This is a genomic window from Micromonospora sp. S-DT3-3-22, assembly GCF_015354745.1.
Taxonomy (GTDB): domain Bacteria; phylum Actinomycetota; class Actinomycetes; order Mycobacteriales; family Micromonosporaceae; genus Micromonospora; species Micromonospora wenchangensis.
In genome coordinates, this window is record NZ_JACGMO010000124.1 from 1 (window position 1) to 23406 (window position 23406).

Annotated in this window: 23 protein-coding genes and 2 tRNA genes; 6 read left to right on the top strand and 19 right to left on the bottom strand. The window is 67.4% G+C overall.

Going from position 1 to position 23406, the window contains the following annotated elements:
• Window positions 1-637 precede the first annotated feature (637 nt).
• Window positions 638-862: a hypothetical protein gene (locus tag H1A17_RS27560; protein WP_088647105.1), complete on the top strand. Its 225-nt coding sequence runs from the start codon at window positions 638-640 to the stop codon at window positions 860-862.
• Between the two features lie 41 nt (window positions 863-903).
• On the opposite strand, the gene H1A17_RS27565 is transcribed toward H1A17_RS27560, so the two are convergent.
• The 6 genes from H1A17_RS27565 to H1A17_RS27590 form a co-directional block, all read right to left on the bottom strand.
• Entirely contained in the window at window positions 904-1701 is a 798-nt protein-coding gene (locus tag H1A17_RS27565) for a carbon-nitrogen hydrolase family protein (RefSeq protein WP_145921322.1), read from the bottom strand.
• 289 nt (window positions 1702-1990) lie between these two features.
• The gene (gene clpX, locus H1A17_RS27570; RefSeq protein ID WP_145921323.1) at window positions 1991-3286 is read right to left on the bottom strand and encodes an ATP-dependent Clp protease ATP-binding subunit ClpX; all 1296 of its coding nucleotides are present in this window, start codon (window positions 3284-3286) and stop codon (window positions 1991-1993) included.
• 213 nt (window positions 3287-3499) lie between these two features.
• Window positions 3500-4162, bottom strand: a complete 663-nt coding sequence (locus H1A17_RS27575; RefSeq protein WP_030333536.1) for an ATP-dependent Clp protease proteolytic subunit — start codon at window positions 4160-4162, stop codon at window positions 3500-3502.
• Between the two features lie 10 nt (window positions 4163-4172).
• Complete coding sequence (locus tag H1A17_RS27580; protein ID WP_067310650.1) at window positions 4173-4814, bottom strand: ATP-dependent Clp protease proteolytic subunit; 642 nt, start codon at window positions 4812-4814, stop codon at window positions 4173-4175.
• 171 nt (window positions 4815-4985) lie between these two features.
• Complete coding sequence (gene tig / locus H1A17_RS27585) at window positions 4986-6338, bottom strand: trigger factor (protein WP_145921324.1); 1353 nt, start codon at window positions 6336-6338, stop codon at window positions 4986-4988.
• Between the two features lie 156 nt (window positions 6339-6494).
• Window positions 6495-6568: transfer RNA gene (locus H1A17_RS27590), tRNA-Pro, on the bottom strand.
• A gap of 237 nt (window positions 6569-6805) precedes the next feature.
• On the opposite strand from H1A17_RS27590, the gene H1A17_RS27595 reads away from it, so the two are divergent.
• Window positions 6806-6879, top strand: a tRNA-Gly gene (locus H1A17_RS27595).
• A 53-nt stretch (window positions 6880-6932) separates the two neighbouring features.
• On the opposite strand, the gene H1A17_RS27600 is transcribed toward H1A17_RS27595, so the two are convergent.
• From H1A17_RS27600 to H1A17_RS27625, 6 genes are all read right to left on the bottom strand, one after another.
• Entirely contained in the window at window positions 6933-8291 is a 1359-nt protein-coding gene (locus tag H1A17_RS27600) for a site-specific integrase (RefSeq protein WP_228544345.1), read from the bottom strand.
• The gene (locus tag H1A17_RS27605; protein WP_018831717.1) at window positions 8291-8509 is read right to left on the bottom strand and encodes a helix-turn-helix domain-containing protein; all 219 of its coding nucleotides are present in this window, start codon (window positions 8507-8509) and stop codon (window positions 8291-8293) included. The genes H1A17_RS27600 and H1A17_RS27605 overlap by 1 nt, the downstream gene beginning before the upstream one ends.
• Complete coding sequence (locus tag H1A17_RS27610; RefSeq protein ID WP_194823243.1) at window positions 8506-10326, bottom strand: replication initiator; 1821 nt, start codon at window positions 10324-10326, stop codon at window positions 8506-8508. The genes H1A17_RS27605 and H1A17_RS27610 overlap by 4 nt, the downstream gene beginning before the upstream one ends.
• Entirely contained in the window at window positions 10323-10946 is a 624-nt protein-coding gene (locus H1A17_RS27615; protein ID WP_194823244.1) for a DUF2637 domain-containing protein, read from the bottom strand. The genes H1A17_RS27610 and H1A17_RS27615 overlap by 4 nt, the downstream gene beginning before the upstream one ends.
• On the bottom strand, window positions 10943-12379 hold the full coding sequence (locus tag H1A17_RS27620; RefSeq protein WP_194823245.1) for an FtsK/SpoIIIE domain-containing protein: 1437 nt from the start codon (window positions 12377-12379) through the stop codon (window positions 10943-10945). Before H1A17_RS27620 ends, H1A17_RS27615 begins: the two co-directional genes overlap by 4 nt.
• A gap of 383 nt (window positions 12380-12762) precedes the next feature.
• Window positions 12763-13191: a hypothetical protein gene (locus H1A17_RS27625; RefSeq protein ID WP_194823255.1), complete on the bottom strand. Its 429-nt coding sequence runs from the start codon at window positions 13189-13191 to the stop codon at window positions 12763-12765.
• Between the two features lie 153 nt (window positions 13192-13344).
• Here H1A17_RS27625 and H1A17_RS27630 point away from each other — a divergent pair, with 153 nt between their 5' ends.
• Entirely contained in the window at window positions 13345-13809 is a 465-nt protein-coding gene (locus H1A17_RS27630) for a hypothetical protein (RefSeq protein ID WP_194823246.1), read from the top strand.
• Here the strand turns inward: H1A17_RS27630 and H1A17_RS27635 are convergent, their stop codons facing one another.
• A complete protein-coding gene (locus H1A17_RS27635; protein WP_194823247.1) occupies window positions 13810-14535 on the bottom strand; it encodes a GntR family transcriptional regulator in 726 nt (241 codons plus the stop codon).
• A gap of 348 nt (window positions 14536-14883) precedes the next feature.
• The gene (locus H1A17_RS27640; RefSeq protein WP_309236889.1) at window positions 14884-15096 is read right to left on the bottom strand and encodes a hypothetical protein; all 213 of its coding nucleotides are present in this window, start codon (window positions 15094-15096) and stop codon (window positions 14884-14886) included.
• A gap of 666 nt (window positions 15097-15762) precedes the next feature.
• Between H1A17_RS27640 and H1A17_RS27645 the strand changes: the two genes are divergently transcribed.
• Entirely contained in the window at window positions 15763-16986 is a 1224-nt protein-coding gene (locus H1A17_RS27645; RefSeq protein ID WP_194823249.1) for a helix-turn-helix domain-containing protein, read from the top strand.
• A gap of 25 nt (window positions 16987-17011) precedes the next feature.
• Window positions 17012-17482 carry an NUDIX hydrolase gene (locus H1A17_RS27650; RefSeq protein ID WP_309236890.1) on the top strand — a complete coding sequence of 157 codons (471 nt, stop codon included), beginning with the start codon at window positions 17012-17014 and terminating at the stop codon, window positions 17480-17482.
• 44 nt (window positions 17483-17526) lie between these two features.
• On the opposite strand, the gene H1A17_RS27655 is transcribed toward H1A17_RS27650, so the two are convergent.
• The 3 genes from H1A17_RS27655 to H1A17_RS27660 are packed head-to-tail and all read right to left on the bottom strand — an operon-like array spanning window position 17527 to window position 20936.
• Window positions 17527-19494 carry a DUF3732 domain-containing protein gene (locus H1A17_RS27655; protein WP_194823250.1) on the bottom strand — a complete coding sequence of 656 codons (1968 nt, stop codon included), beginning with the start codon at window positions 19492-19494 and terminating at the stop codon, window positions 17527-17529.
• 3 nt (window positions 19495-19497) lie between these two features.
• Window positions 19498-19968 (bottom strand): three component ABC system middle component, encoded by a 471-nt coding sequence (locus tag H1A17_RS34810; protein WP_228544346.1) that lies wholly within the window; start codon window positions 19966-19968, stop codon window positions 19498-19500.
• Entirely contained in the window at window positions 19965-20936 is a 972-nt protein-coding gene (locus H1A17_RS27660; RefSeq protein WP_194823251.1) for an ABC-three component system protein, read from the bottom strand. The genes H1A17_RS34810 and H1A17_RS27660 overlap by 4 nt, the downstream gene beginning before the upstream one ends.
• 521 nt (window positions 20937-21457) lie before the next feature.
• Here H1A17_RS27660 and H1A17_RS27665 point away from each other — a divergent pair.
• Complete coding sequence (locus H1A17_RS27665) at window positions 21458-21781, top strand: hypothetical protein (protein ID WP_194823252.1); 324 nt, start codon at window positions 21458-21460, stop codon at window positions 21779-21781.
• A 386-nt stretch (window positions 21782-22167) separates the two neighbouring features.
• Here H1A17_RS27665 and H1A17_RS27670 read toward each other — a convergent pair whose 3' ends face one another.
• Both H1A17_RS27670 and H1A17_RS27675 read right to left on the bottom strand, forming a co-directional pair.
• Window positions 22168-22839 carry an SMI1/KNR4 family protein gene (locus tag H1A17_RS27670; RefSeq protein ID WP_194823253.1) on the bottom strand — a complete coding sequence of 224 codons (672 nt, stop codon included), beginning with the start codon at window positions 22837-22839 and terminating at the stop codon, window positions 22168-22170.
• 49 nt (window positions 22840-22888) lie between these two features.
• Window positions 22889-23406 (bottom strand): hypothetical protein (locus H1A17_RS27675; protein ID WP_228544347.1); only part of this gene is annotated, 518 nt, incomplete at its 5' end.

Sequence of the window (23406 nt, forward strand, 5' to 3'; positions counted from 1 at the left end):
AACAAACATGTTGCCAAAGGAATCCCAACCAACCAAACCCGAAGATTCAGCCGGCACGGGGTATAAAACAATTGGCACTGGCTTTACAAGCACCCTGTTGAGTTCTCAAAGAACAACCACACACCAACCAGACCACCGCACCAACGGCCACCCAGTCGGGGCAACTTCCCTAAGCTACTTGGACCGAATTTCGCTGTCAAATTCGCTGTCGCGATCTGCCAGCCTGGTTCGACCGTATCCACGTTGCACCGCATACCGTTTCCGGCAGTCGTTACGATCGTGGGAATCGGCAGACCGGCCGGCATCCGCTTTCGCGGTGCCCGCCCGGCTCCCTGCCGGCTTCAGAACTCTACCCGGTCGGCTTCGCGTTCGCAACCCCAACTTTCGGGGCACCTCGCACCGCCCGATCCTCAGCATCGCTCGGCGTCTCCGCCACGATCCTGGTGCCCGTTCTCGGCCGGTTCGTCCGGCCTCCCGCGTGCAGAGAGAAAGTTACGCGGACGTCCCACGGAAGGCAAATCAATGATCGTCACTGCTCTCGTCGGCGGGCGTCGCCTGCCGACATCCGGCCCTACCGGTGTCCCGCCCGCGTACCGAAACAACGCCGAGGTGGCCGATCCGTGCCAGAGTGGCTGCCATGGATGAGGCGTCCCGCTCCCCCACGGTCACCCTCGCCGACGACGCACTGCTGGGACTCCTGCTGCCCTTCTGGCAACTGGTGATCGCGGCGGTCGTCCTCGTCGTCGTCGTACTGTCGGTCGTTCGGCTGGCCCGACGCGGACCCTCCAGGATGGGAACGGCCCTGCTGGTGACGGCGGCGGCGATCATCGCGCTGGCGGTCGTGGGAGTGCTGCTGAGCTGACCGACGCCCGGCACCCACGGCGGGCCCGCCTGCCGAGCCGCTCAGAGACGGCGGTTGGCCAGGCTGGGCAGCTCGGCCCGGATCGTGCGCAGCCGGTCCAGGTCGAGGTCGACCACGGTGAGACCCGGCCCGTCCGGCACCTGACCGAGCACCGTGCCCCACGGGTCGATCACCATGCTGCGGCCGAAGCACGTCCGGCCCGGGTCGTGGTCACCGGTCTGCCCCGCAGCGGCCACGAAACACTGGTTCTCGATCGCCCTGGCCCGCAGCAGAACCTCCCAGTGGTCCCGGCCGGTGTGCATCATGAACGCCGCCGGCACGACCAGCAGGTGCGCACCCCCGTCCGTGGCGAGCCGACGGTACAGCTCCGGGAAGCGCAGGTCGTAGCAGATGGTCAGCCCCACCCGCAGACCCTCCACGTCGACCACCACGGGTTCCGCTCCGGGTGCCACCGTGGCGGACTCCCGGTAGGACACCCGACCGGGGATCTCCACGTCGTACAGGTGGATCTTCCGGTAGCTGGCGGCGAGGACGCCGGAACGGTCGAAGACCAACGAGGTGTTCCAGGTGTGCGCCGGGTCCGGCCCGACCTCGTGGAAGGAGCCGGCGACCAGCCAGATCCCCAGTCGCCGGGCCACCTCGGCGAAGAAGGTGCCCACCGTCCCGTCCACCCCCTCGGCCGGCGGCATCCCCTCGGCCCGGCCGAGATAGTCGACGTACTCGGGAAGGACCGCCAGGTCGGCACCGGCCGCCGCGGCCCGCACGAGCAGGGCCTCGGCGGCGGCCAGGTTGGCCGACCGGTCGTCGCGGGCGTTGAGCTGGCAGACGGCGACGCGCATGCTGCCCAGGGTACGGGCGGACGGCGATCCCGGGACAGTCCGCGACCCGGAGAGGCCGGAACATGGACACCCGACCGGCTGCGCCACCCGGGACGGGCGCTCGGACACCCACGGTCGATCACAGGGGCACACCGTGAACGCCCGGAGCGCCACCGAGGGGCGACCGCGAGCCGAGGGTGTGGGACCGGGGTGGGCGGCCGGTCAGGTGGCGGTCAGGGTCGAAACGCCCGTACGCGCGGAAGCACGGCCCCGGGCGGGGCCGTGCTTCCGACGGTGGACGGGGTGTCGGTCAGGCCGACTTCTCCTCGCGGTCGCGACGGGCCCGGCGACCGGTGAACTCGCGCGGCACGATGGTCGGGTTGACGTTCTCCAGCACGGCCTCGCGGGTGATCAGCACCCGGGCGGCGTCTGGGTTGCTCGGCACCTCGTACATGACGGAGAGGAGGACCTCTTCCATGATGGCGCGCAGGCCACGGGCACCGGTGCCGCGGAGCATGGCCTGGTCGGCGATCGCCTCCAGCGCCGGCGGCTCGAACTCCAGCTCGACGCCGTCCAGCTCGAAGAGCCGCTGGTACTGCCGGACCAGGGCGTTGCGCGGTTCGGTGAGGATGCGCACCAGGGCGGAACGGTCCAGGCTGCGCACGTTGGTGATCACCGGAAGCCGGCCGATGAACTCGGGGATCAGCCCGAACTTGAGCATGTCCTCCGGCATCACCTGGCTGAAGATGTCGTCGGTGGAACGCTCGGAGACCGACCGGAGCCGGGCGCCGAAGCCGGTGCCGCCGGAGCCGGTGCGGGCCTCGATGATCTGGTCGAGGCCGGCGAAGGCGCCACCGCAGATGAACAGCACGTTGGTGGTGTCGATCTGGATGAACTCCTGGTGGGGGTGTTTGCGGCCACCCTGCGGCGGCACGTTCGACACCGTGCCCTCCAGCATCTTGAGCAGGGCCTGCTGCACCCCCTCGCCGGAGACGTCCCGGGTGATCGACGGGTTCTCCGACTTACGGGCGATCTTGTCGACCTCGTCGATGTAGATGATGCCCGTCTCGGCGCGCTTGATGTCGTAGTCGGCGGCCTGGATCAGCTTGAGGAGGATGTTCTCCACGTCCTCGCCCACGTAGCCCGCCTCGGTCAGCGCGGTGGCGTCCGCGATGGCGAAGGGCACGTTGAGCATCCGGGCCAGGGTCTGCGCGAGGTGCGTCTTGCCGCACCCGGTCGGGCCGAGCAGCAGGATGTTGGACTTGGCCAGCTCGACCGCGTCGCTGCCGGAGCCGGGGGCGTTGGCCGCCTCGGCCTGGATGCGCTTGTAGTGGTTGTAGACCGCCACCGCGAGCGCCTTCTTGGCCTGGTCCTGGCCGACGACGTAGTTGTCGAGGAACTGGCAGATCTCCATCGGCTTGGGAAGCTCTTCCCACTTCACCTCGCCGGACTCGGCCAACTCCTCCTCGATGATCTCGTTGCAGAGGTCGATGCACTCGTCGCAGATGTAGACCCCTGGGCCCGCGATGAGCTTCTTGACCTGCTTCTGCGACTTGCCGCAGAACGAGCACTTCAGTAGGTCGCCGCCGTCACCGATCCGTGCCACCTACGTTCTCCCTGCACTCGTCGACCGGAGACCGGCCCTGAACCGCGGACGCCGGAGCGCCCGTCCGTGGTGAAATCCGTTCCGCCGGTCCGACCCGGCCACGCCGTACGGACCCGACGTTACCCGCTGGCGAGGGTTTCTCCGACCCCCAAAACGGGTGTGTCAGAGGCCGGCCGGGAACTGCTCACCCGACCGGCCTCCGACCGGTGGTGCTCAGCGGGCCGCGTTGGCGGCCAGCAGGCCCTTCTTGCGGCTGGTCAGGATCGTGTCGACCAGTCCGTACTCCTTGGACTCCTCGGCCGTCATGATCTTGTCACGGTCGATGTCCTTGCGGACCTGCTCGATCGGCCGGTTGCAGTGCCGGGAGAGCATGTCCTCCAGCTGGGTGCGCATCCGCAGGATCTCCCGGGCCTGGATCTCGATGTCCGAGCCCTGCCCGTAGCCGCCCTCGGTGGCCGGCTGGTGGATGATGATCCGCGAGTTCGGCAGCGCCATCCGCTTGCCCGGGGTGCCCGCCGACAGCAGCACCGCCGCCGCGCTGGCCGCCTGGCCCAGGCAGACGGTGGAGATGTCCGGCCGGACGTACTGCATGGTGTCGTAGATCGCCGTCATGGCGGTGAACGAACCACCGGGCGAGTTGATGTACATGATGATGTCGCGGTCCGGGTCGGTGCCCTCCAGCGTCAGCAGCTGCGCCATCACGTCGTTGGCCGACGCGTCGTCGACCTGGACGCCGAGGAAGATGATCCGGTCCTCGAAGAGCTTGTTGTACGGGTTGGACTCCTTGACCCCGTACGAGGTGCGCTCGACGAACGACGGCAGGACGTAACGGTTGTGCACGGCCGCGAACTGGGGCGGCAGGCTCAGATCGGTCATCGTCAGCTCCTCAGCTCAGGGTCCCGGCGCCATCCGGAACCTGCGTGGCCCCGATGATCACCTTGTCGATGAAGCCGTAGTCCATGGCCTCCTGGGCGGTGAACCAGCGGTCGCGGTCCGAGTCGGCCTCGATCTGCGCCTGGCTCTGCCCGGTGTGGTGGGCGACCCGCTCCTGGAACATCCGCTTGGTGTAGAGCATCTGCTCGGCCTGGATCGCGATGTCCGACGCGGTGCCACCGAGGCCACCGGACGGCTGGTGCATCATGATCCGCGCGTGCGGCAGGGCGTACCGCTTGCCCTTGGTGCCCGCGCAGAGCAGCAGCTGACCCATCGAGGCGGCCATGCCCATCGCCACGGTCGACACGTCGTTGTCGATGTACTGCATGGTGTCGTAGATCGCCATGCCGGAGTAGACCGAGCCACCCGGCGAGTTGATCCAGAGGAAGATGTCGCGGTCCGGGTCCTCCGCCGCGAGCAGCAGCAGCTGGGCGCAGATGCGGTTGGCGACCTGGTCGTTCACCTCGCTGCCGAGGAAGATGATGCGCTCCTTGAGCAACCGGTTGTAGACCGAGTCGTCGAGGTTGCCAATGGTGTCGCCACCTCGGGCTTCGATCGCCCGGAGCGGCTTCGCTGGGATGTGCATGTCGGTCATGGCAGCCCTTCGCTCTCCGTACCGTCGTACCCGACATTAACCGCTCCACCGGGTGATCGACTCCCGCTCGCGGCACTGTTCGCTCTCAGCGCAGCAGGCTCGGGACGTACCCGGAAAAGGGGTTCGGCCGCCGTGCGCCGCAACGGGCGGACGGCGGCCGACCGGGTCGGATCAGTGCTCGTGGTCGTGGTCGTGCGCCTGCTCGCTCTCGGCCCGCAGCGCGTCGAGGGTGACCTCGTTGCCGGCCGAGTCCTTGATCTTGATCTTCTCCATCACGGAGGCGAGCGCCTTGCCGCGCCGCACGTCACCGAAGACGGCGGCGGCGGCACCGGAGCGGACCAGCTGGTCGTAGTACTGCTGCGGGGCCATCCCGGCACGCTGCGCCCGGTGGACGATCTCGTGGCCGAACTCGTCGTCGGAGACCTGGGTGTCCTCGGCGTCGGCCAGGGTGTCCAGCAGCAGCTGGATCTTGACGCCCTCGGTCGCCGCCTCGGTCAGCTCGGCGTCGATCTGCTCCTCGGTCTTCTCCTCGGCGGCGAGGTACTCCTCCATCGAAGCGCCGATCCGCTCCAGCTGGTCGACCATCGCCTGCTTGCGGCTCTCGACCTCCTCGCGGACGACACCCTCCGGCGCCGGCACCTCGGCGGCGGCGACGAGCTGCTCCAGGGCCTTGTCCCGGGCGGCGTAGATCTGCTCGACCCGCTTGCCCCGGGTGACCTTCTCCCGCAGGTCGGCGCGCAGCTCGTCGATGGTGTCGAACTCGCTGGCCATCTGGGCGAAGTCGTCGTCCAGCTCGGGCAGTTCCTTCTCCTTGACCGTGCGGACGGTCACCGCCACCTCGGCGTCCCGGCCGGCGAAGTCGCCGCCCACGAGCTGGGTGGTGAAGGTGGTGTCGTCGCCGGCGGCGAGACCGACCAGGGCCTCGTCCAGCCCCGGCAGGAGCTGCTTGCTGCCGACCTCGTGCGAGATGTTGCTCGCCGAGCCGCCCGGCACGTCCTCGCCGTCGACGGTCGCGTTCAGGTCGATCTGCACGTAGTCGCCCTCGGCGGCGGCCCGCTCGACGGTCTTGAGCGTGGCGAACCGCTCGCGCAGGTTCTTGACCTGCTCGTCGATCTCGGTCTCGTCGATCTGCAGCTCGTCGACGGTCACCTCGACGGTGGCCGGGTCCGGCAGGGTCAGCTCGGGCCGGACGTCGACCTCGGCGGTGAAGTTGAGCGAGTCACCGTCGTTGAACTCGGTGATCTCGACCTCCGGGCGGCCGAGCGTCTTGAGGTCGTGCTCGCGCACCGCGGCGAGGATGTTCTGCGGGATGGCCTCCTGCACCGCCTCGTTGAGCACGGTGCCCCGGCCCACCCGCTGGTCGATCACGGCGGCCGGGATCTTGCCCCGACGGAAGCCGGGAACCTGGACCTGCTGGCCGATCTCCCGGTACGCCTTCTTGAGGCTCGGCTCGAGCTCGACGAACGGCACCTCGATGGCGAGCCGCACGCGCGTCGGGCTCAGAGTCTCGACGGTGCTCTTCACAGGCGTACTCCTTGACGGATCTCAGTGGTGGGTCTGGGTCTGGGCGTGATTGCGCGCATCGAGTGTAGGCGAGCCGGGACGCTGCTCCGGCAGCGCCCGGCGAACCGCACGGATCGGCGTCGCCTCCCGGGGGGTGATCCCGGGATGCGCACGCAGTCGGGGTGGCGGGATTTGAACCCACGGCCCCTCGCTCCCAAAGCGAGTGCGCTACCAAGCTGCGCCACACCCCGTGGCGAAAGAAGTGTATGCCGTCGCGCCCCGCCCGGGATGCCGGGGCGTCCCCACACCCCCTCCGGCGGGCCGCCCGGAAAGCCACCCGGGTCGGTGATCAAGAGGTTTGCGTCAAGTTGATCGCCGCAGGTGACGCAAACCTCTTGATCACCGGGGCCGAGGCGCGGGGAATGCCGGTGCGCGGGGGGTGGAGGGAGCGGGTAAGGTGTGGGCGCGTCCTGGTGTACGGGGCGCTTGCGGGCGTAGCTCAATGGCAGAGCTTCAGTCTTCCAAACTGACGGTGCGGGTTCGATTCCCGTCGCCCGCTCCACACCTTCCGGCCCAGGTCAGCGGCATACTCGCCGAGCCTGGGCCGTTCTCGTACTAGCTGTCTTTGATCTTGCGTGCCATTGGCGTGCCAGTAGCGCCGGCCGTGCCGCCCGAGACGGGTCCGCGTGCCGGACGGGCCGCCTTCGTGGTCTTGGCCGCCTTACGGGCCGCCGGCTTCGCTTCAGCCGCGTTCCGCTTCGCCGGCTTGTCCTTGGACGCCTTGGGCGGGGCATCGCTCGGCTTGACCTTGGACGTCGCTCCCTTGCCCTTGCTCGACCTGGCCGTGGCCGCCGCCCGCTTCGCCTGCTTGGTGATCCGGCGGTCCATGCCGTCGGCGATCTCCCGGTCGCGCTCGCTGTTCGCGTGCTGGTAGACCAGTGCGGCCCGCATGCTCGCGTGCCCCATCCGGTGCATCAGGTCCCGGGTGCTGGCCCCGGTCGCCGCCGCCAGGTTGTTGCCGGTGTGCCGCAGGTCGTGGAAGTGGAACCCGGCCGGCATGCCCGCCGCCCGCAGCGCCGCCGCCCAGCCGACCGCCCGGCGGAAGTTGCCGGAACGCAGCACCGCCCCCTTGTCCCCGGTGAAGACCAATGCCTCCGGCCCCTCCCCCACGTACGTGGCCAGGTGGTCCGTGAGCACCGTCCGAGCCGCCGCCGGAAGGGTCACCGTACGGTTACCCGCCGCCGACTTCGGCGGACCGAACTCCATCCCGTTGCGCAGTGCGGCCAGCTTGCGCGGGACGCGGACCGTGCCGGCCGTGAGGTCGACGTCCGAGCGCCGCAGCGCCGCCAGCTCACCCCAGCGCAGACCGGAGAACGCAGCGACGATCACCAGCGCGGCGAACCGGGGCGGCATCCGCCCGGCGAGCGCGAGCACCTGGGCGACGGTCGCCACCGGGCGCTCCGGCGTGTGATAGCGGTCATAGCCCGGGATGCGGCAGGGGTTCTGCCGAATCAGCTCGTCTTCCTTCACTGCGGTATTGAGGATCGCCCGCAGCAGTGAGTACGCCTTGACCGCCTGCGGCTCCCTCGTACCACCGTCGAGCAGGGTGCGCCGCCAGGTGCGAATGGTCTGCGGCTTGACCGCGCCCAGGGCCAGCGCGCCGAGGTGGGGGCCGATGTGCAGCCGGAACAGATCCTCGTAGTTCTCCCGGGTGCGCGGCTGGAGCTTCCGCTCGGCGATCCACTTCCGGCCGTACCCGTCGAGCTTGATCTCTCCCGCCTCCGGTGCCGTCCACTCCCCCTTGATGGTCTCCGACTCCACCACGGTCAACCACTTGGCCGCCTGGCGCTCACTCTCGAAGGTGCGCGGTGCCTTCCGCTCCAACCCGTCCGGCCCGACGTACCGCGCCTGGTACCGCCCCGACGGGAGGCGACGCACGTTGCCGAAACGCCGCCGGCCCTTGCTGGCCGCCATCAGGCCACCTCCCCCAGGTAGTCACGCAGGTGCGCCCGGGTCATCGGTACGACCCGGTTGCTGTCGATGTAGGCGGCGACGGCCGACGCCTCGAAGCGCACCAGGCGGCCGACCTTGACGAAGGCGATCCGTCGTTCGGCGACCAGCCGGCGGACGAATCGCGGGGTTGCCTTGAGCCGAGCGGCGACCTCGTCAGCGGTCAACAGCTCGTCGTTCATGCGGTTACTCCTCCCAGGCTTACGGCCGCGAGCGCGGCGGGTGGATCGGTCGTCGCTGCGGTGGTCGCTGTTCGTATCCGGGCGGTGTCGAGGTCTGCGCGCCAGCGGATGCGGGCGGAGATCGCTCGGAGGAGTCGGTGTTCGAGAGGTGGGACGTCGGGGTCTTCGGGTCGGGCGAGTTCGAACCGGTACCGCTTCGACCCGTCCGGTTCGTCGGCGGCCTGGTCGTGTTCCTCGGTGTCGGCCATGCCGCCGGCGAGGATCGCCCGCACCCAGGCCCGGTTGTCCGCCCGGTGGTCGGCGAGGGTTTTGCCGGACCACTGGCGGGAGACGAGCACGCGGCGGCCGGTGAAGCCGAGGGTGGAGCGTTGGTGGACCTTCCCGGTGCACCGGCCGGGCGTCAAGCCCGCCTTGACGCCGTCCGGCTGAACGCCGTAGAGCAGCCAGTTCGCGCACGTCGGGGAGCACGGCAGCACGGACAGTTCCGCGTGCAGGCGGTCGAAGTGTGCCTTCTGCGCGTCGGATCGGGGCCTGGCCTGGTCGGTCAGGTCCTTGGTGACGTACTTCGTCACGTAGCGGATGGAGCGTTCGGCGTCGCGGGTGCCCTGCTCGATACCTCGGGCGTCGATCCGGCCGAGGCGGGCGACGTAGGCGGGTCGGCTGTCGGGTTCCTCCAGGGCTTCGAGCGCTTCACCCCAGGTGGGCAGCGGCTGGCGGGTCTTCGGGTCGACGTACGCCTGTCGGTCGACGTCCCAGACCGGTGGCTTGTCGACGCGGTAGACCAGCTCGTCGAAGGACGGCCACCACACTTGGTGGTACGTGGCTGCGGCGATCTGCTTGAGCAGCCGGCGCGGGAGGGTGCCCCGGATGGCGAAATGCGCGTGTGGGGCCAGCCGTCGTTGCAGTTCGACGGCTCCGGCGTACTGGACGTTCCAGCCGGCGGCGCGGCGGACGTTCTGCCACCACCGGTCGAGAACCCGGGCGAAGTGGATCGAGTCCAGGGCCGCCCGCCGGTAGTCGTAGGTGGTCGGGTCGACAGGGGTGCTGAGGACGTCGTCGTGTGGGCCGTGCCGTTGTCCGCACTCGCAGGGCGCGACGTAGGCCCCGCGTCGTAGGTGGGAGTGCACGGGTCCGTGGGAGCCGAGGGTCAGCGTGATCAGCATCGACGGCCGGTAGGTCTTGCCCGCCCTGCCCGAGTAGGCGCGGCCGACGGTGCGTGGGTCGACGGGCAGTCGGGGCAGGTCGGGGGTGTCCTGCCGCCGTCGGGTGGAGCGCTTGCGGCGGGGCCGCTCGTCGCGGTCTTTCGGAGTCAGGTGTCCGCGCAGGCTGGTTTCGCCGAGGGCTTCGTCTAGTTCCGCGATGGCCGCGTCGATCTCGGCCACCTGGGCGGCCCGTTCCTCCGGGGTCATGGGTTGGTACTGGATGGCTTCGCGTTCGAACTCCAGATGCGCCCGGACCCGGACCAGGGCGAGGACGTCCTCGCCGGGCTTGTCGGGGCGGACGGTGGGTTCGTCGGTGAGGTGCCAGCCCTCCCGGATTTGCTGGATGCGCAGCCGCCGGCTCCGTTCCGCGCATGGCTTGCACTTCGCCGCCAGGGTCGCCCCGCAGGGCACCTCCACCACTTCGGTCAGGCCGGTGGTGGTGTCGGTGCGGCGCAGCGCCAGGGGGCGGACGCAGACGCCGTGTTGTTCGGCGAGCTGCTTGAGCGCGTCTTTGGCGAGGGGCTTGCGCATCCGGTCCGCCCGCGACCCCGGCCGAGGCTGCTCGACCTTCGGTGGGGTCGGGGTCGTGGTGGGGAAGAGTTGCTGTTGGCTCACCGGTCACGCTCCGCACTGCTGGCACCGTTGCGGGGTGCGAACGCCGCCGCTGGCACCGGCACGAGCCCTGGCCGCTGCGCCACCGTCGCGGGTCGGGCCGGTTCGGCGGTCACCGTCTGGTCGACGTCGACCAGGCGCAGGGGTGGCCGTTCGTCGGTCTGGTCGTCGTCGGGTTGCCACTCGCCCCGGTCGGTGGTGTTGGCCGACGTGTCGCCGGCCGCCGGGACGGTAGGGGTGGGGGTGGTGGAGAAGACGAGCTTGGACAGGCCCAGGAACGCCAGAGCGGGGACGGCCGACAGCAGCCACCCGGACAGGCTCGGGTGAGCTACGGCCAGTTGCGCGGCCAGGGACAGCGCGACGGCGCAGACGAGCAGGAACAGCGGGTAGCCGACCGGGCCGCCGGTGCGGCGGCGTCGGCGGATGGTCAACAGTGCCGCCAGGGGCAGCAGTTCGGAGATGGCGGCATTGGCCCAGCCGAACCAGTCCCCGGTACCGGCCGGAGAGTTCGCCATGGTCCAGTCGTGGACGTGGGTGAACGACGCGGCCCCGGCCAGCCCGCCGACGGTGAGGACGATGAGGACCAGGACGACGCCCTCCACCCGTGCGGTGTCAGCCTTCACGGGGTCACCTCCTGTTCGTCGCTGTCGCTGGTGGTGTCGAGTCGTCGGTAGGTGCGGCCGAGGTGGCGGATGTCGTCGTCGGTGAGGTAGGCGAAGCGGACCCGGACGGGTTCGCGGACCCCGTCGAGGACGACGAACCCCACCCCCGGCGAGGACTCGGGGATGCGGTCGCACAGGGCGCCCCGGTCGCGGGCGGCATCGCCGAGGACCATGTCCACCTGCTCCGGCTCGGTCAGCCGCAACCCGATGCGGGTCGGGAACAGGTCCCGGAACGGCAGCACGTCCTTACGCGGGTCCTGCAACGCCGCCACCACATGCACCCCGACCGCCCGGCCCTGGGACAGGAGCAGGCCGAGGGATTCCTTGATCCGGTCGCGGACCTTCCGATCCGTGATGTAAGCCGTCAACGCCGCCAGCTCGTCGACGACCAGGACGAGCAACGGCTCCTCGGGCGTCGGCACATGCTGGCGGGTGATCCCGCGCAGTCGGGCCGCCCGCAGCCGCATCCGCTTCACCGCGTCGTCGAGGACGCCGGCCATGCTGTCGGGGTCGTCGTAGGCGAACCGGGCGAACAGCGGCACCCCCGCCGCCAGCTCCATGCCGCCTTTCGGGTCGAACGCCCACACCTCCACCAGGCCCGACCGGATACCGCCGGCCAGGGAACGGATCAGGGACCACAGCACCGATCCCTTGCCCGACCCGGTCGCCCCGGCGATCAGCACATGCGACCCCGTCAGACGCAGCCGGTAGGGGTGGCCGTCCTCGTCGACGCCGAGGGCGAGCCCGTCCAGGGCCGGCACCTCGGGCACGGGCAGCGGCGCGACGACACCGGCAAGGGGGTCCCGGCGCACGAACCGCAACACCACCCGATCCGCCCGCACCGCCGACCGCGCCTGCCCAGTGCGCAGACGGAAGGCGTAGGCGAGGCGTTCCGCGGCCTGCCCCCAGTCGTCCGGGATCTGACCGGGCAGCATCCATACCGTCAGCTCATCGCCGAACCTGTCACACCGCACCTTGAGCAACCATGGGACGTAACGGTCCCCGGCGAACGCGGTCGCCAGCCCACACGTCGCCATCACCGACGCCCACCGCCGCCGGTAGACGAACAACATCCGCACCCGGGCGACCAGCGGATACCAGCCGAACCGCAGCCACGACGACCGATGCCACCGCCACCACGCCACACAACCGACGGCCACCGCCAGGACGACGCCGGCCAGGACCAGGCCCCCGAACTCCGCACGCACCCACAAGGCGAGCGCGGCCGGGGTGGTCAGCCACCAGTAGCGGACGGCGAGGACGGCGAGGCGGAACAGGCCCCGGGCCAGCCACCAGAACACCAGCAGCCAACCCGGAACCCGCCACGCCGGCAGACGCACATTCATCGGCGCTACCGGGATCTTCTCCCCCGGGATGATGTTGATCAGAGGCACAGGTCATCACCCCGAACCGGACGACCCAACGTCGCCACACACGACCGGCACGACATCCGCCGCAGATCGAACCGACGCGGCTTCACCCACCGGAAGCAGTACGGGCAACGGATCGCACACACCCGTGCCGAAGCCGGCGGCAAGCGCAGCGCCGACCGTAGGGCGGCCTCCGCCTCCCGATAGGCGTGCCGCAGACCGACCAGACGAGTACGGGACATCAGGACCACCGCCCGCACAGGCGGCGACCCTGCGAGGGGATCAGGGCAGGGGGAACTACGGTGGGCATCACGCCCTCCTTCACCAGATGAGGGATGGGAGAGCGCGGGACGGGTCGGGACTCTTGGCGGGGAAACGACCCGCCCCGCGCGCACAATCAGGTGCGGTCAGGCCGCCACCGAACCGGGAACGGCCGACGCCGGACGGATCGCCGTCGCCCGCAGCGAGTACGCCATCCGCGACCGGCAGTCACCCGACGACCGACCCGGCTTGCACCGCTGCGAATCCACGTACGGAGTCAGGGTCAGCCCCTCGAACTCCACAGCCGGCGGGTAACCCGGCACCGTCGACGGCGGCGGCACCGGCTGCTGCGCCGCCACCACCTTGACCTTCGCCTCCGTCGACCGGCCGAACTTCCCGGCCTCCGGGTCCAGGTCCATCACCCGCACCACCCAGACCCGCTCCCCGGTCTCCTTGTCCCGCGCCTGGTTGTCCGCCTCACCCCGCCGCTCGAAATCAATCTGCGGCGACACCCCCAGGCACAGCGCACCAGCGGGGAACACGTACTCGGACGGGACCGGCACCTTCAACGTCATCGGAACCACGCGAACAGCCTCCTAGCCTCACCAGTCGTCTTCCTGACAACCGGTTGATCTAACAAGCTACGTCAGCTTGTAAGCACAAGCAAGGGATTCGATGAGACGTGTTCACATAGCGAATGTCGGACGCTGATGCCAGCCTCTGGACCCATGAAGCCCCTCGTGGAACACCGCACCCCTCTCAGCGTCTCGTATGGCCACTTTGTGCTGCGAGACGTGTGGTGCGATGCCGGCGATGACGGCGAGTCCTACCGGGATGCGCAGGATCAGGTGGCCGGCGCGTCCACCTACCAGGTCAGCGTCCCGGCCTCCTCGTCGCCGCCCAAAGCGGGGCTTGAGCTGAGGGTCTGGGCCGGCGAGCCCGCACCAGATGGCCGCTCCTGGGACGGATGCCGTCAGCTTGAGCTGCACTGCCCGACCGGAGAGCTGATCGTCGAGTTGATCGCCTGCGGAGCGGCAGTGGAGATCACGCTTCCGCAGGGAGCCGGCGTCTACGGCGTCCGCGTTCACCGCAGGCATGCCGACACCGACGAATTCCTCATCGATCTGTGGTGGCGGACCCCGCTGCCGCCGGCCGACGATGACGAGGACTTCTACGGCGACCTGTGGACTTGATCAGGACAGGGCGTAGGTGTCTTCGATCTCGTGGCGGCTACCGGGCATGACCAGCACTGATGCCATGATCGGGTCACCGGACGCCTGGTGGACGGTGATGACGACGCTCATCACCGGCTCGTCGGCCGGGACGTCCAGGGCCGCTGCTTCGGCTTCGTTGACCCGGCGCGCGGTCATGCGTTCGGTGGCGTAGTCGGCACGGAGGCCCTTGTGCCGGGCGATGAGGTCGAGCAGGCTGCCCGGGATCGGGTCCGGCTTGGTGATGTCCGTACCCACCGCGATGTCCACCGGCACGAACGTGGATACCAGGTCCACCGGCCCTGCCTCCGACACGGTCCGACGACGCCGCTCGTAGACAGGTGTGCCGTCGGGGATCTGCAACTCCGCCGCGATACGCGGCGAGGCCAGGACCGGGCCGACGTGCAGGATCTCCGTCTCCCCCGTCTCGTCCAGCTCGACGGCGTCCCGGGCATAGTCCGGCGAGGTACGGCCCGAGACGGGACGACCGCGCACGAAGCTGCCCTTGCCCTGCTGCGACTCGATCCAGCCATCCTGCTTGAGGATGCCGAGCGCCTTGAGCACTGTCGGACGGGACACCCCGAACTCCGTGGAGAGCTGGTTCTCCGACGGCAGCGCCGCACCGGGGACGTAGTCGCCGTCCTCGATGCGCTTCCGCAACGTGTTCAACACGCGCAGGTACTTCGGCGTCGGAATCTCGTACGCCATCGCGGGCCACCCCACCTGTGAATACTGCGTGAATCACAGCAGCTTATGAGTTGTTTGCATGACAGAACAAGTCACCTCAGCCGTTCGGCGTCACACCCTCCACCGCAGCGGCCAACCACCCCGACCACGACGACGACACACCCACCGCCTCCGGCCGAGACGCACCCGGCCACCGACGCGGCAGACACCCGTACTGACCGAACACCCGCAACGCCGCCCGACGCGCCGGACACGGACCCTCCTCGCCGCAGCCCCCGCAACGGCCATCCCCGCTCGACGGCGTATGCCGGTCGAGATGCGCCTGAGCATCCCGAAGCCGATCACGCGCCGCACGGGACAGGTAGGTGCTCACCGGGGCGGATTCTCCGGCAGGAGCTTGCTCGCGCGGATCAGGATCTGCGCCTGTTGACCCCGCCGACCGGTCCGGCCGAGCCTGAGCCCCTCCACCCAAATCCACTCGTCATGGGGAGGACGGTGCGCCACCAGCCGTACCCCGGTCACCCACAACGTGACCGGCCCGTCCGACGGCATCAACCGCTCCGCCGCACTGATCTCCAACACCGCACCGAGCCGAACCCGAACATCAAACACCGCGTCCCCTCCTGACCGGCCCCGCGTTCCTACGCGGCGGCGTGCTCGCTGTCGTTCGTGGCAGAAGTTGAAGGCCGGCGATCCGCACGAACACCTCACGACGTGCCAACGCCTCACCGGTGGCCCGGTTGATCGAGTAGCCGGTGAGCCACACCCACCCGTCATACGTCGGTCTGTCGTCCACCGACGTCACCCGCAACCACAACGCTCGTTCGCCGATGAACTGCACCGACGCCCGGCGGTCGATCAACACCAGGTCACCCGGTGCGGGCACACCCGGCCGATGCGGCAGCGGGGCGCGAGGCACCGGGGTAGGCGGGCCATTCACGCGACGGCGTTCGGGTCGCCGCCCCACACCAGCACCCACCCCGGGCCAGCCTCAGCACGACGCCGCACGACCAGAACCCGAACAGTCCAGGCAGGACCGCCGGGCCAGGGACCGCATCCGCTCAGTCCCCCGCGCGACGCCTCGGAGGGCGGTGCGGGCAAGGGTGTACTTCCAGCCCACGCCCGAGCAGGATCGGCAGTTGGTCGATGCGTTCAGCCCCGTCATGCAGACAGGTTGTGGCACGAACCGCCCACCGACCCGGAAAATCCTTCCGGGGTCACGGCACGCTGAGGGGAGACAGTGGACCGATGCGCGGGAGAACGAACAACCTGACCATCGGCGAACGCGTCGCCTGGTACCGCTACCGACGCGGCCTGTCCCAAGAAGTCCTGGCCGGACTCATCGGCCGTACCGCCGACTGGCTGGGCAAGGTCGAGAACAACCGGATCGAGCTGGACCGGCTCTCCGTCATCAAGTCCCTCGCCGAAGTCCTGGACGTGCCCCTCGGTGACCTGCTCGGCGAACCCGCCCTGCTCGACTGGACCAGCGACAGCGGCACCGCCACCGTCCCCGCACTCCGCGCCGCCCTGATGAACTACCGCGCCCTCGGCCCCTTCAACGGCGGCCCGGACCAGGAACCCCCGAGCGTCGTCGCACTCAAGAAGGACGTCGGCGCACTCTGGGACGCCTACCAGAACTCCCGATTCGGGTACGTCACCGGCCGCCTACCCGACCTGCTCCACCGCGCCCAAGCCGCCGCCGACCATCACCACGGCGACGACCAGGACCACGCCCGCCGACTCCTCGGTCTGACATACCAACTCGCCGCGACCCAACTCACCAAGCTCGGCGAAAGCGACCTCGCCTGGATCGCCGCCGACCGAGGCTTGGCCGCCGTCCGGCCCACCGGCGACCCGCTCATCACCGGCAGCCTGTTCCGGTCCGTCGGCCACGCCCTGCACGCCACCGGCCGGTACGCCGAAGCCGTCCGCCTCACCGAGGACGCCGCCGGCTACCTGGAGCCCCACCTCACGCACGCCACGCCGGAACTCCTCTCCGTCTACGGCACCCTGTTCCTGTCCGGCTCCATGGCCGCCGCCCGCGCCAACGACGCCACCACCACCCGAACCTTCCTCGCCGCCGCCGACCACGCCGCGAACCAGCTCGGAGCCGACGCCAACCACCTGTGGACCGCGTTCGGACCGACCAACGTCGCCATCCACCGCGTCGCCACCGCCGCCGAACTGGGCGACCTGCAAGTCGCCATCGACCTCGGCCCCCGCGTCGACACCGCCGGCCTACCCATGGAACGCCGGGTACGGCACGCTCTCGAAGTCGCCCGGGCCTACAGCTCGTGGAACCGCCTCGACGACGCCCAGGCCGCCCTGCTCGACGCAGAACAGATGGCACCCGAACAGGTCCGCCACCACTTCCTCAGCCGCCAACTCACCCTCACCTGGATACGCCGCCAGCGCGGCAAGCCCACCGCCGAACTGGTCGGACTGGCCCAGCGGCTCAAGGTGCTCGACTGACCGCAGCCCCGTCTACGCTGCTCAGGTGACGACCAACGAGATGCCACCCGTGGCAACCCCACGCGTCGCCGCAGGCGCCCTCTTCTTCGACGCTGAGGGCCGCGTGCTCCTCGTACGCCCCAGCTACAAGGACCACTGGGACATCCCCGGCGGGTACGTCGAACCCGGCGAGTCACCCCGAGCCGCCTGCATTCGCGAAATCCAGGAAGAAATTGGCCTTGCCATGAATGTGGGCTCGCTGCTCGTTGTCGATTGGGCGCCCGCCGACGAAGAGGGCGATAAGCTCCTTTTCATCTTCGACGCTGGCATTCTAAACGAAAAACAACAACGGCATATCACCTTCCAGGACGGCGAAATCGCCGAGGTGCGATTCCTCGCTTTGGACGAGACCGAGCCATACGTCCCACCCAGACTCGCCCGACGGATCCGCACCGCAGTCGATGCTCGCCATCAACAGCGAGGGTCCTACGCAGAACACGGCATCGAACTGGCCTGACAACGGTCAGCAGCGCGAGGCATCGGTCAGCCCAACCATCGCCGCTAAGGGCGATCGAGTTCTGCCGCCCGCGCAATCCACTCTTCCGGTATGAGCTTCCGCCCATCCCGCCAGTTATGACGGACCGAATCCTGGAACCACTGCTCGGGCAAGTTGGCATGATCAAGAACGATGATTTGCAACTTGCCTTCGAGCTTGACATCGGAAACGACATCTAACATGAGCCGATAGAGTCGCCGGACAGCAGCCCTGTCCGTATCGCTCTCCGCTTCACCGGAGAGCCGAGACACTTCCGATGGGTAGTAGGCCTGGGTCGGTTGGTCCAGTATGAGGAAGTGTGGAACTGGGCGTCTGAGGCGGACAAAATACTTGTGCAGAGCGAGATGCGCCGCCAAGTGATAACCGACCCAGTTCTCACCACTTCCGATCCTGTAAAGAGGCGCAGGCCCTGTCGCAATGTCAGCCACGACTGTGAGCCGTTTCAGATCTAGCCGAACATTTGCGCCACTATGCTCCAACTCAAGCCGATTAGCAAAGTCAGTCATATCGAGTCCGACAACATTTAGCCTTGAGGTCAACTGTTCGCGCTCCTCCTCCGGATCAAGGTCCGTCTCGATTTGAAGTATCGCCTCCCTCAATGAATCTGCCCGTTCTCGGAGTTGAATGAAGGAATCGTCGCTTGCCTCGCTGATCTTTCCTAAATAAAGGTCGATTCTACCTTGCGTAAACGCCTGCGCTTGTAAGGTTCGCTGCATTTCGAACGCCGCGCGATCCTCCAAGACAAGCTGTTCGAGCGCCTGCTCGACCCCGCGAAGCCTCTGTCGAACACCCGCAGCTTCAGTTTCCAATGCTTCCAGGGCAGCTACCCTCCTTGGCTTAACGCCACTAACGCGCCTCAGTTGAGCGCTCATCGTCTCCAGTGTTTGCCGCAACTCGACAACTGATGGATCAGAGTGCTGCAGCCGAGACTCACAAATCGGACACACCTCATTTGAGCCACGGGCACCATCATCAGGAACTAGATTAAGGCTCTGAAGACGGACCACCCCTGTAGTCACTGCTTCTTCGTATCCGGCCTCGCTGGCTTGCTGATGTTGCAGAAGGGCCCGCTGCTCCCCGAGTCCTCGCAATTCGCGCCGCAGCCCGTCACGTTCTCCTTCGAGATTAGACCTCCGAGCGACCTCGCCATCATCCTCAAGCGCCAGCGCGCTTCGCCGTACCTGTAGCGCCCCCCTCAACAATGACAACATTTCATCTCGGTTGCTTGCCTCACTAGTGGCGATCAGGCCACGCCCGTAAGCCTCACGCACAAGCGCTTGGAGATCCACTTCGACATCAGTGTTCAGCTTTTCGATGGATCGAATCTCTGCCTCTACTCGGCGTAATTCCCGCCTAAACAACTGAAGCCGCTGCCTCTTGAGCGCCTGATCCGCAGGAATCGCTCCCAAAAAATAGGGCAAAGTATGCTGGATAGCTTGCTTGATACTCGGATCCCCCTGTCGGTGAAACAGTAGGTTCTTATCATCAATCTCACCTTGCCCTTGTAGGCACAGAAGAATTCCATGGCTAATACTGGTCGCGAAGGAACCTCCAAAAGGCCCGCCTTCGTTGACGACCTCTTCAATACCGACAAGCCGACTAAGCTGCTGCCTGACACCAGCAGCGTCGGCGTTGACCGTCAGATCGCTGTAGGCTGGGTGACCCAGAGACGAGTTGCCAATCTCCAACATCGCCTGCTGGGAGGTAGACCTACCAGCCTTCGGCGCCGGCCTACCAATAAAGACGCGACTCTCGCCAATCTGCACGAGTACCGCATACCAGGAAACGGTGTCCACGACAGGCCCCACCGGCATGGTCGCCGTCTCGCGCCCGAGGCAAAAGTCGACGATATCCAAAAGCGCGCTCTTACCAGTTGCCGAGCCACCTGTTACAACGTTCAGCTCGCCCGGCCTAAAGAAAACCCTTCGAGTGTCCCCGGTTCGATCGTAGAGAACTATTTCAAGCAAGTTCATAACTTACGGTTCCACCCCAAACAATGCGAAAAGAGTTGGAGAATGCTTCGTCTTTGCAAACCATCGCCCCGCAAGTCTCGCTGGCCGCAGAACGGGAGAGCTATCCTTTGTTATCTTGACAGGATATCGCGCGGCAACTGATTCATCGGACAATGAGAGCATTCGGTTTCTCAGGCCAAATCTCAAGCCTTCACGAACGACTGGAACTAGAGACTGAGCCCTCGCGGGAAAGCCTGCATGGAGTACTGGGTTCCGGCCCAACCATGTCGAGATATGCGTCCTAGTATCTTTAGGTAGAGCACGCCGGGTGGGGCTATGCAGAATCAGCGGCACTACCAGAAAGGAGACGGGCCAGGGCAGGGACTCTTTCGCCTCTTCCTGAAATCCGTCCGACGCTGTCGCTATGACTGCCGCCACCAGCGCTGGATTCAGATAGGCCGCCTCAATTTGCGAACGTTCTTCCCATGGCGTCATACAGACTCTTTAAGCAAAAGAGACTCAAGATGGTTTTGGAATTCCGGATGCCATCCAATATGCCCCAAGTCGGCCAGTTCGTGACACTTTCCCCTTGGAAAAAATGCCTCGTCATAGCGGGTTCGAATACGGAGTTGGGTTTGCGACATGAGCGTCTTCAAGAGTTTTGCCCCTGCTCGTCGCCGTGCGTCGTCGTTCGCATCCGGCGCCAGCTCTAGCAGCATGTACTCACGCTCTCGTTCCCACTCCTCCTGAAGCCTGCGCTCGTACCTACCTATTTCGTCGTAGCCAATCACTCGGTCCTCGATCCACCGAGCCGCCTGGACATATGCTCGATAGTAATCAATGATCGCCAGTTCGATCAACTTGGGTGACCATTCAACCCACCTCATCTGGTGGACGAAGACATGGTCTAGGTAGTCCGAAATAATGCTTGACTCAACCTCCACCGGAGCCGACTTGGGCAGAGCTTGGTCCGAATACTGCGCCTTTATTTCATCAATCTCATGCTTAACTTGAAGTCCATTAATTCCTTTAACTTGCCCGCAAAGCAGCTCGATAACGCGCCCATACCACCAGCCCCACAACTGATGCATAAACTGATCCTCTTGACCCATCGGTAGCAGAATCGAAAGTTCCGCCCTGACGGCATGATCCAGATCAGATATCGCCGGTGAGCCATCAAGCACGTGCATGCGTCCCACGAAAACCTTCATTCGGGATGGAGTCAACTCCAGAAACGCTTGTCGCGAGTTGGCCGTCTCCTTAGAAGTTGAATTTCTGGCAGCCTCACATAGCAACCTCAACGCCTCGGCAGGATTCCGGTCTGGGCCAGGCCGCAATGCGCTTGCGGCACTGCCTGGCGTCGCCCTTTGCGTCGTAACGATGATGAGCTTCGGCCCATTCGGGTCGTCGACTATGTCGGTGTCCATCCAGGCTTGGATGGTTCGCCACCAGTCGATGCTCATATCTCCCAGAGACTTAGGTGCACCCATATGGTGCTTCAACTGAAGGCGCTCGAGAGGGCTTCCGTCCTTGTCCCAGGCAACATCGTCATACAACTCTAGGCTGACGGAACAGTCAGGCCGGTTGCGATAGCCCTTTATCAGGTCAAGGAGTGGCCACTGCGACTGGTACAGGTAGCCCAGGGCAGAGGGAGCAGCGTTATGTGACGTAGACGACACGCAGCAGTGTTACCGCTCCGCCCCCATGCTGTCTACCCCCGCACAGCTTCGAGTCGCATGCTTTGCGAAGGCTTGCGTCGGGCGACAACGTCATGTACCGCCACTGCGGGCAGCTATAGCCCAGTCAGCAACGGTATAGGAGTTTAACTCCAGCGCTGCCGAAACACTCTCTTTGGGATCAAGGCGGCCCGCAAGCGGGCCGCGCCGGCCCGACCCGGCCTGCTGGCGGCCTCCGGCCGGCATCGACCGGACGGGCCGGCTGTGATCCGCCTGGGTGACTCGACTGCGGCATCTGCCATCATCCGGTGGTGGAGATCTGGTCCCACGGCACCGAGCTGTACGAGGTGAACTCGTACTACAGCCTGCCCGACGACGCCTGGCAGTACGAGCTGACCAGCAGGTCGGAGGCAGGCGGACATCTCGCCGTCGTCATCCCTGACGCAACTCCGGGCGACGGCCCGTTCACGCCACGGCCAGCACATCGCGTGCTGGTGCAGGTCGGTGACAGGCAGATTCCCTGGTCGATCTTTCGACGTTTCATCGATTTGATCGAGTCGTCCGGTGACCTCGTTGAAGCCGACAAGGGCGAGCCGCACACCACCGGCCGAGACGATCGCGGGATTGGCTGAGCGACGGTCAACTTGGGGCGATCGGCTGCCGCGCCGCTTCGCGGCTTGCCACCGGGTACCGGGTCCAGGCGCGCGGAGAGCCGGCAACACGGCAAGCCGCCCCCGGCCCGAGAGGCCGGGAGCGGTGAGCCGCACGCCGCCGGACGGCCGCGCGCCCACCGCGCAGCCGTGCCAGCCACGTGCCAGTAACCGGTGTCCCAGACGGTCCCCAGCGGTCATGATCGGGCACCAGGACCCGGCCACTGACCAGGCGATCCGGGCGGATCATGACAGCCGAGAACGATCTTCCAAACTGACGGTGCGGGTTCGATTCCCGTCGCCCGCTCCACACCCTCCCGACCCAGGTCACGGGTCGGTCCCGTCCTTCGCCATCCCACCTCAGGCAGCTAGTCGGCTGCCACCTCACGCTCGGCTGCCTCCAGCCAGCGCCGGTACCAGCGGGCGAAACCGAGTGGTGTCCCGTCGTCGTCGTACAGCGGCCGGAGGCCACCGCCCTCGGCGATGTCGTCCGCCCACATCTGCCCCCGGGCGGGACCGCTGACGACGAGTGCCTCCCGCAACGCGCAGCCGAGGTGGCACAGGTAGAGCAGGCCTACCGAGTTCTCCGGCGTGTAGACGACCTCCTCGTACCGCTCCCAGTAGGCGTCCTGCGCGGCGGTGAACGCCTCCGGCGAGTCGTAGTCGTCCTCGTCGGGTTCGGCGGGTAGGCCGTCGGCCGGGTTGAACGCCTCGACGTGGGCGAAGGGACGCCCGAGCGCCGCCAGCGTGGTGAGGTCGGCCCCGTCGCCCTCCCACCGCCACCGTCCGTCGCGCCGACGCACCGGGAACAGCCCGTAGGCCGGTCCCGCACCGCCCCGACCCGCCTCCCGCAGGAACGACCGGTACTCGGCGGGCAGCTCCACCCGTAGCTGCTCCTCCACCTCGGTCACCTCGGCGGCGGTCAGTGGTGGTCCGAGCTCCCACCCGTGGTCGCCGGCACCGAACACGGTGCCGGCGGCGGGCGTCGCGGCCAGCCGCGCGAGCCGTCCACGGATGTCCGGCCAGTCGGAGCGCGTCACGCCCGGCACGATACAACCACCCTATGAAGGGGCAGCGGGGCTCGCCGGGTCAGAGCAGGCGGCCGGACCGGTCACGGGCGACGATGCCGTCGAGTCGTACGCCGGGGGTGAGGTCGACCGGGTCGAACCAGAAGACCACCAGTTCCGGGTCGGTGCTCCAGCGGGCCAGCCGGGCGTCGACCTGCCGGCCCCCGACGGTGCCGACGATCCGGGCCGCCGGCCCGACGAAGTACCCGAAGGTCGGCACCGGCGGCCGGGCGTCCGAGGGGGTCGTGTCGTCGTACCCGATCTCGTGGAAGCCCGGTCGCCGGTCGCTGCCCTGCACGTCGTTGATGACGATGTCGTTGGTCAACTCGCCGGCGGGGCTGCGGCGGCCGGCCATCAACCCGACCCGCACCCTGGGCCCCTCGGGCACATCGACCGCCACCAGGTAGTACACCCGCTGGTCGACGCCGTACCAGATGCCGGTGCCGACCACCTCGCCGATCGGCTCCCGGGGGGGCTTCCACCGGGTCGGTCCGGGGGTCGGCGGCGACGTCGCCGGGGGCGTCGCGCTGGGCACGGTGG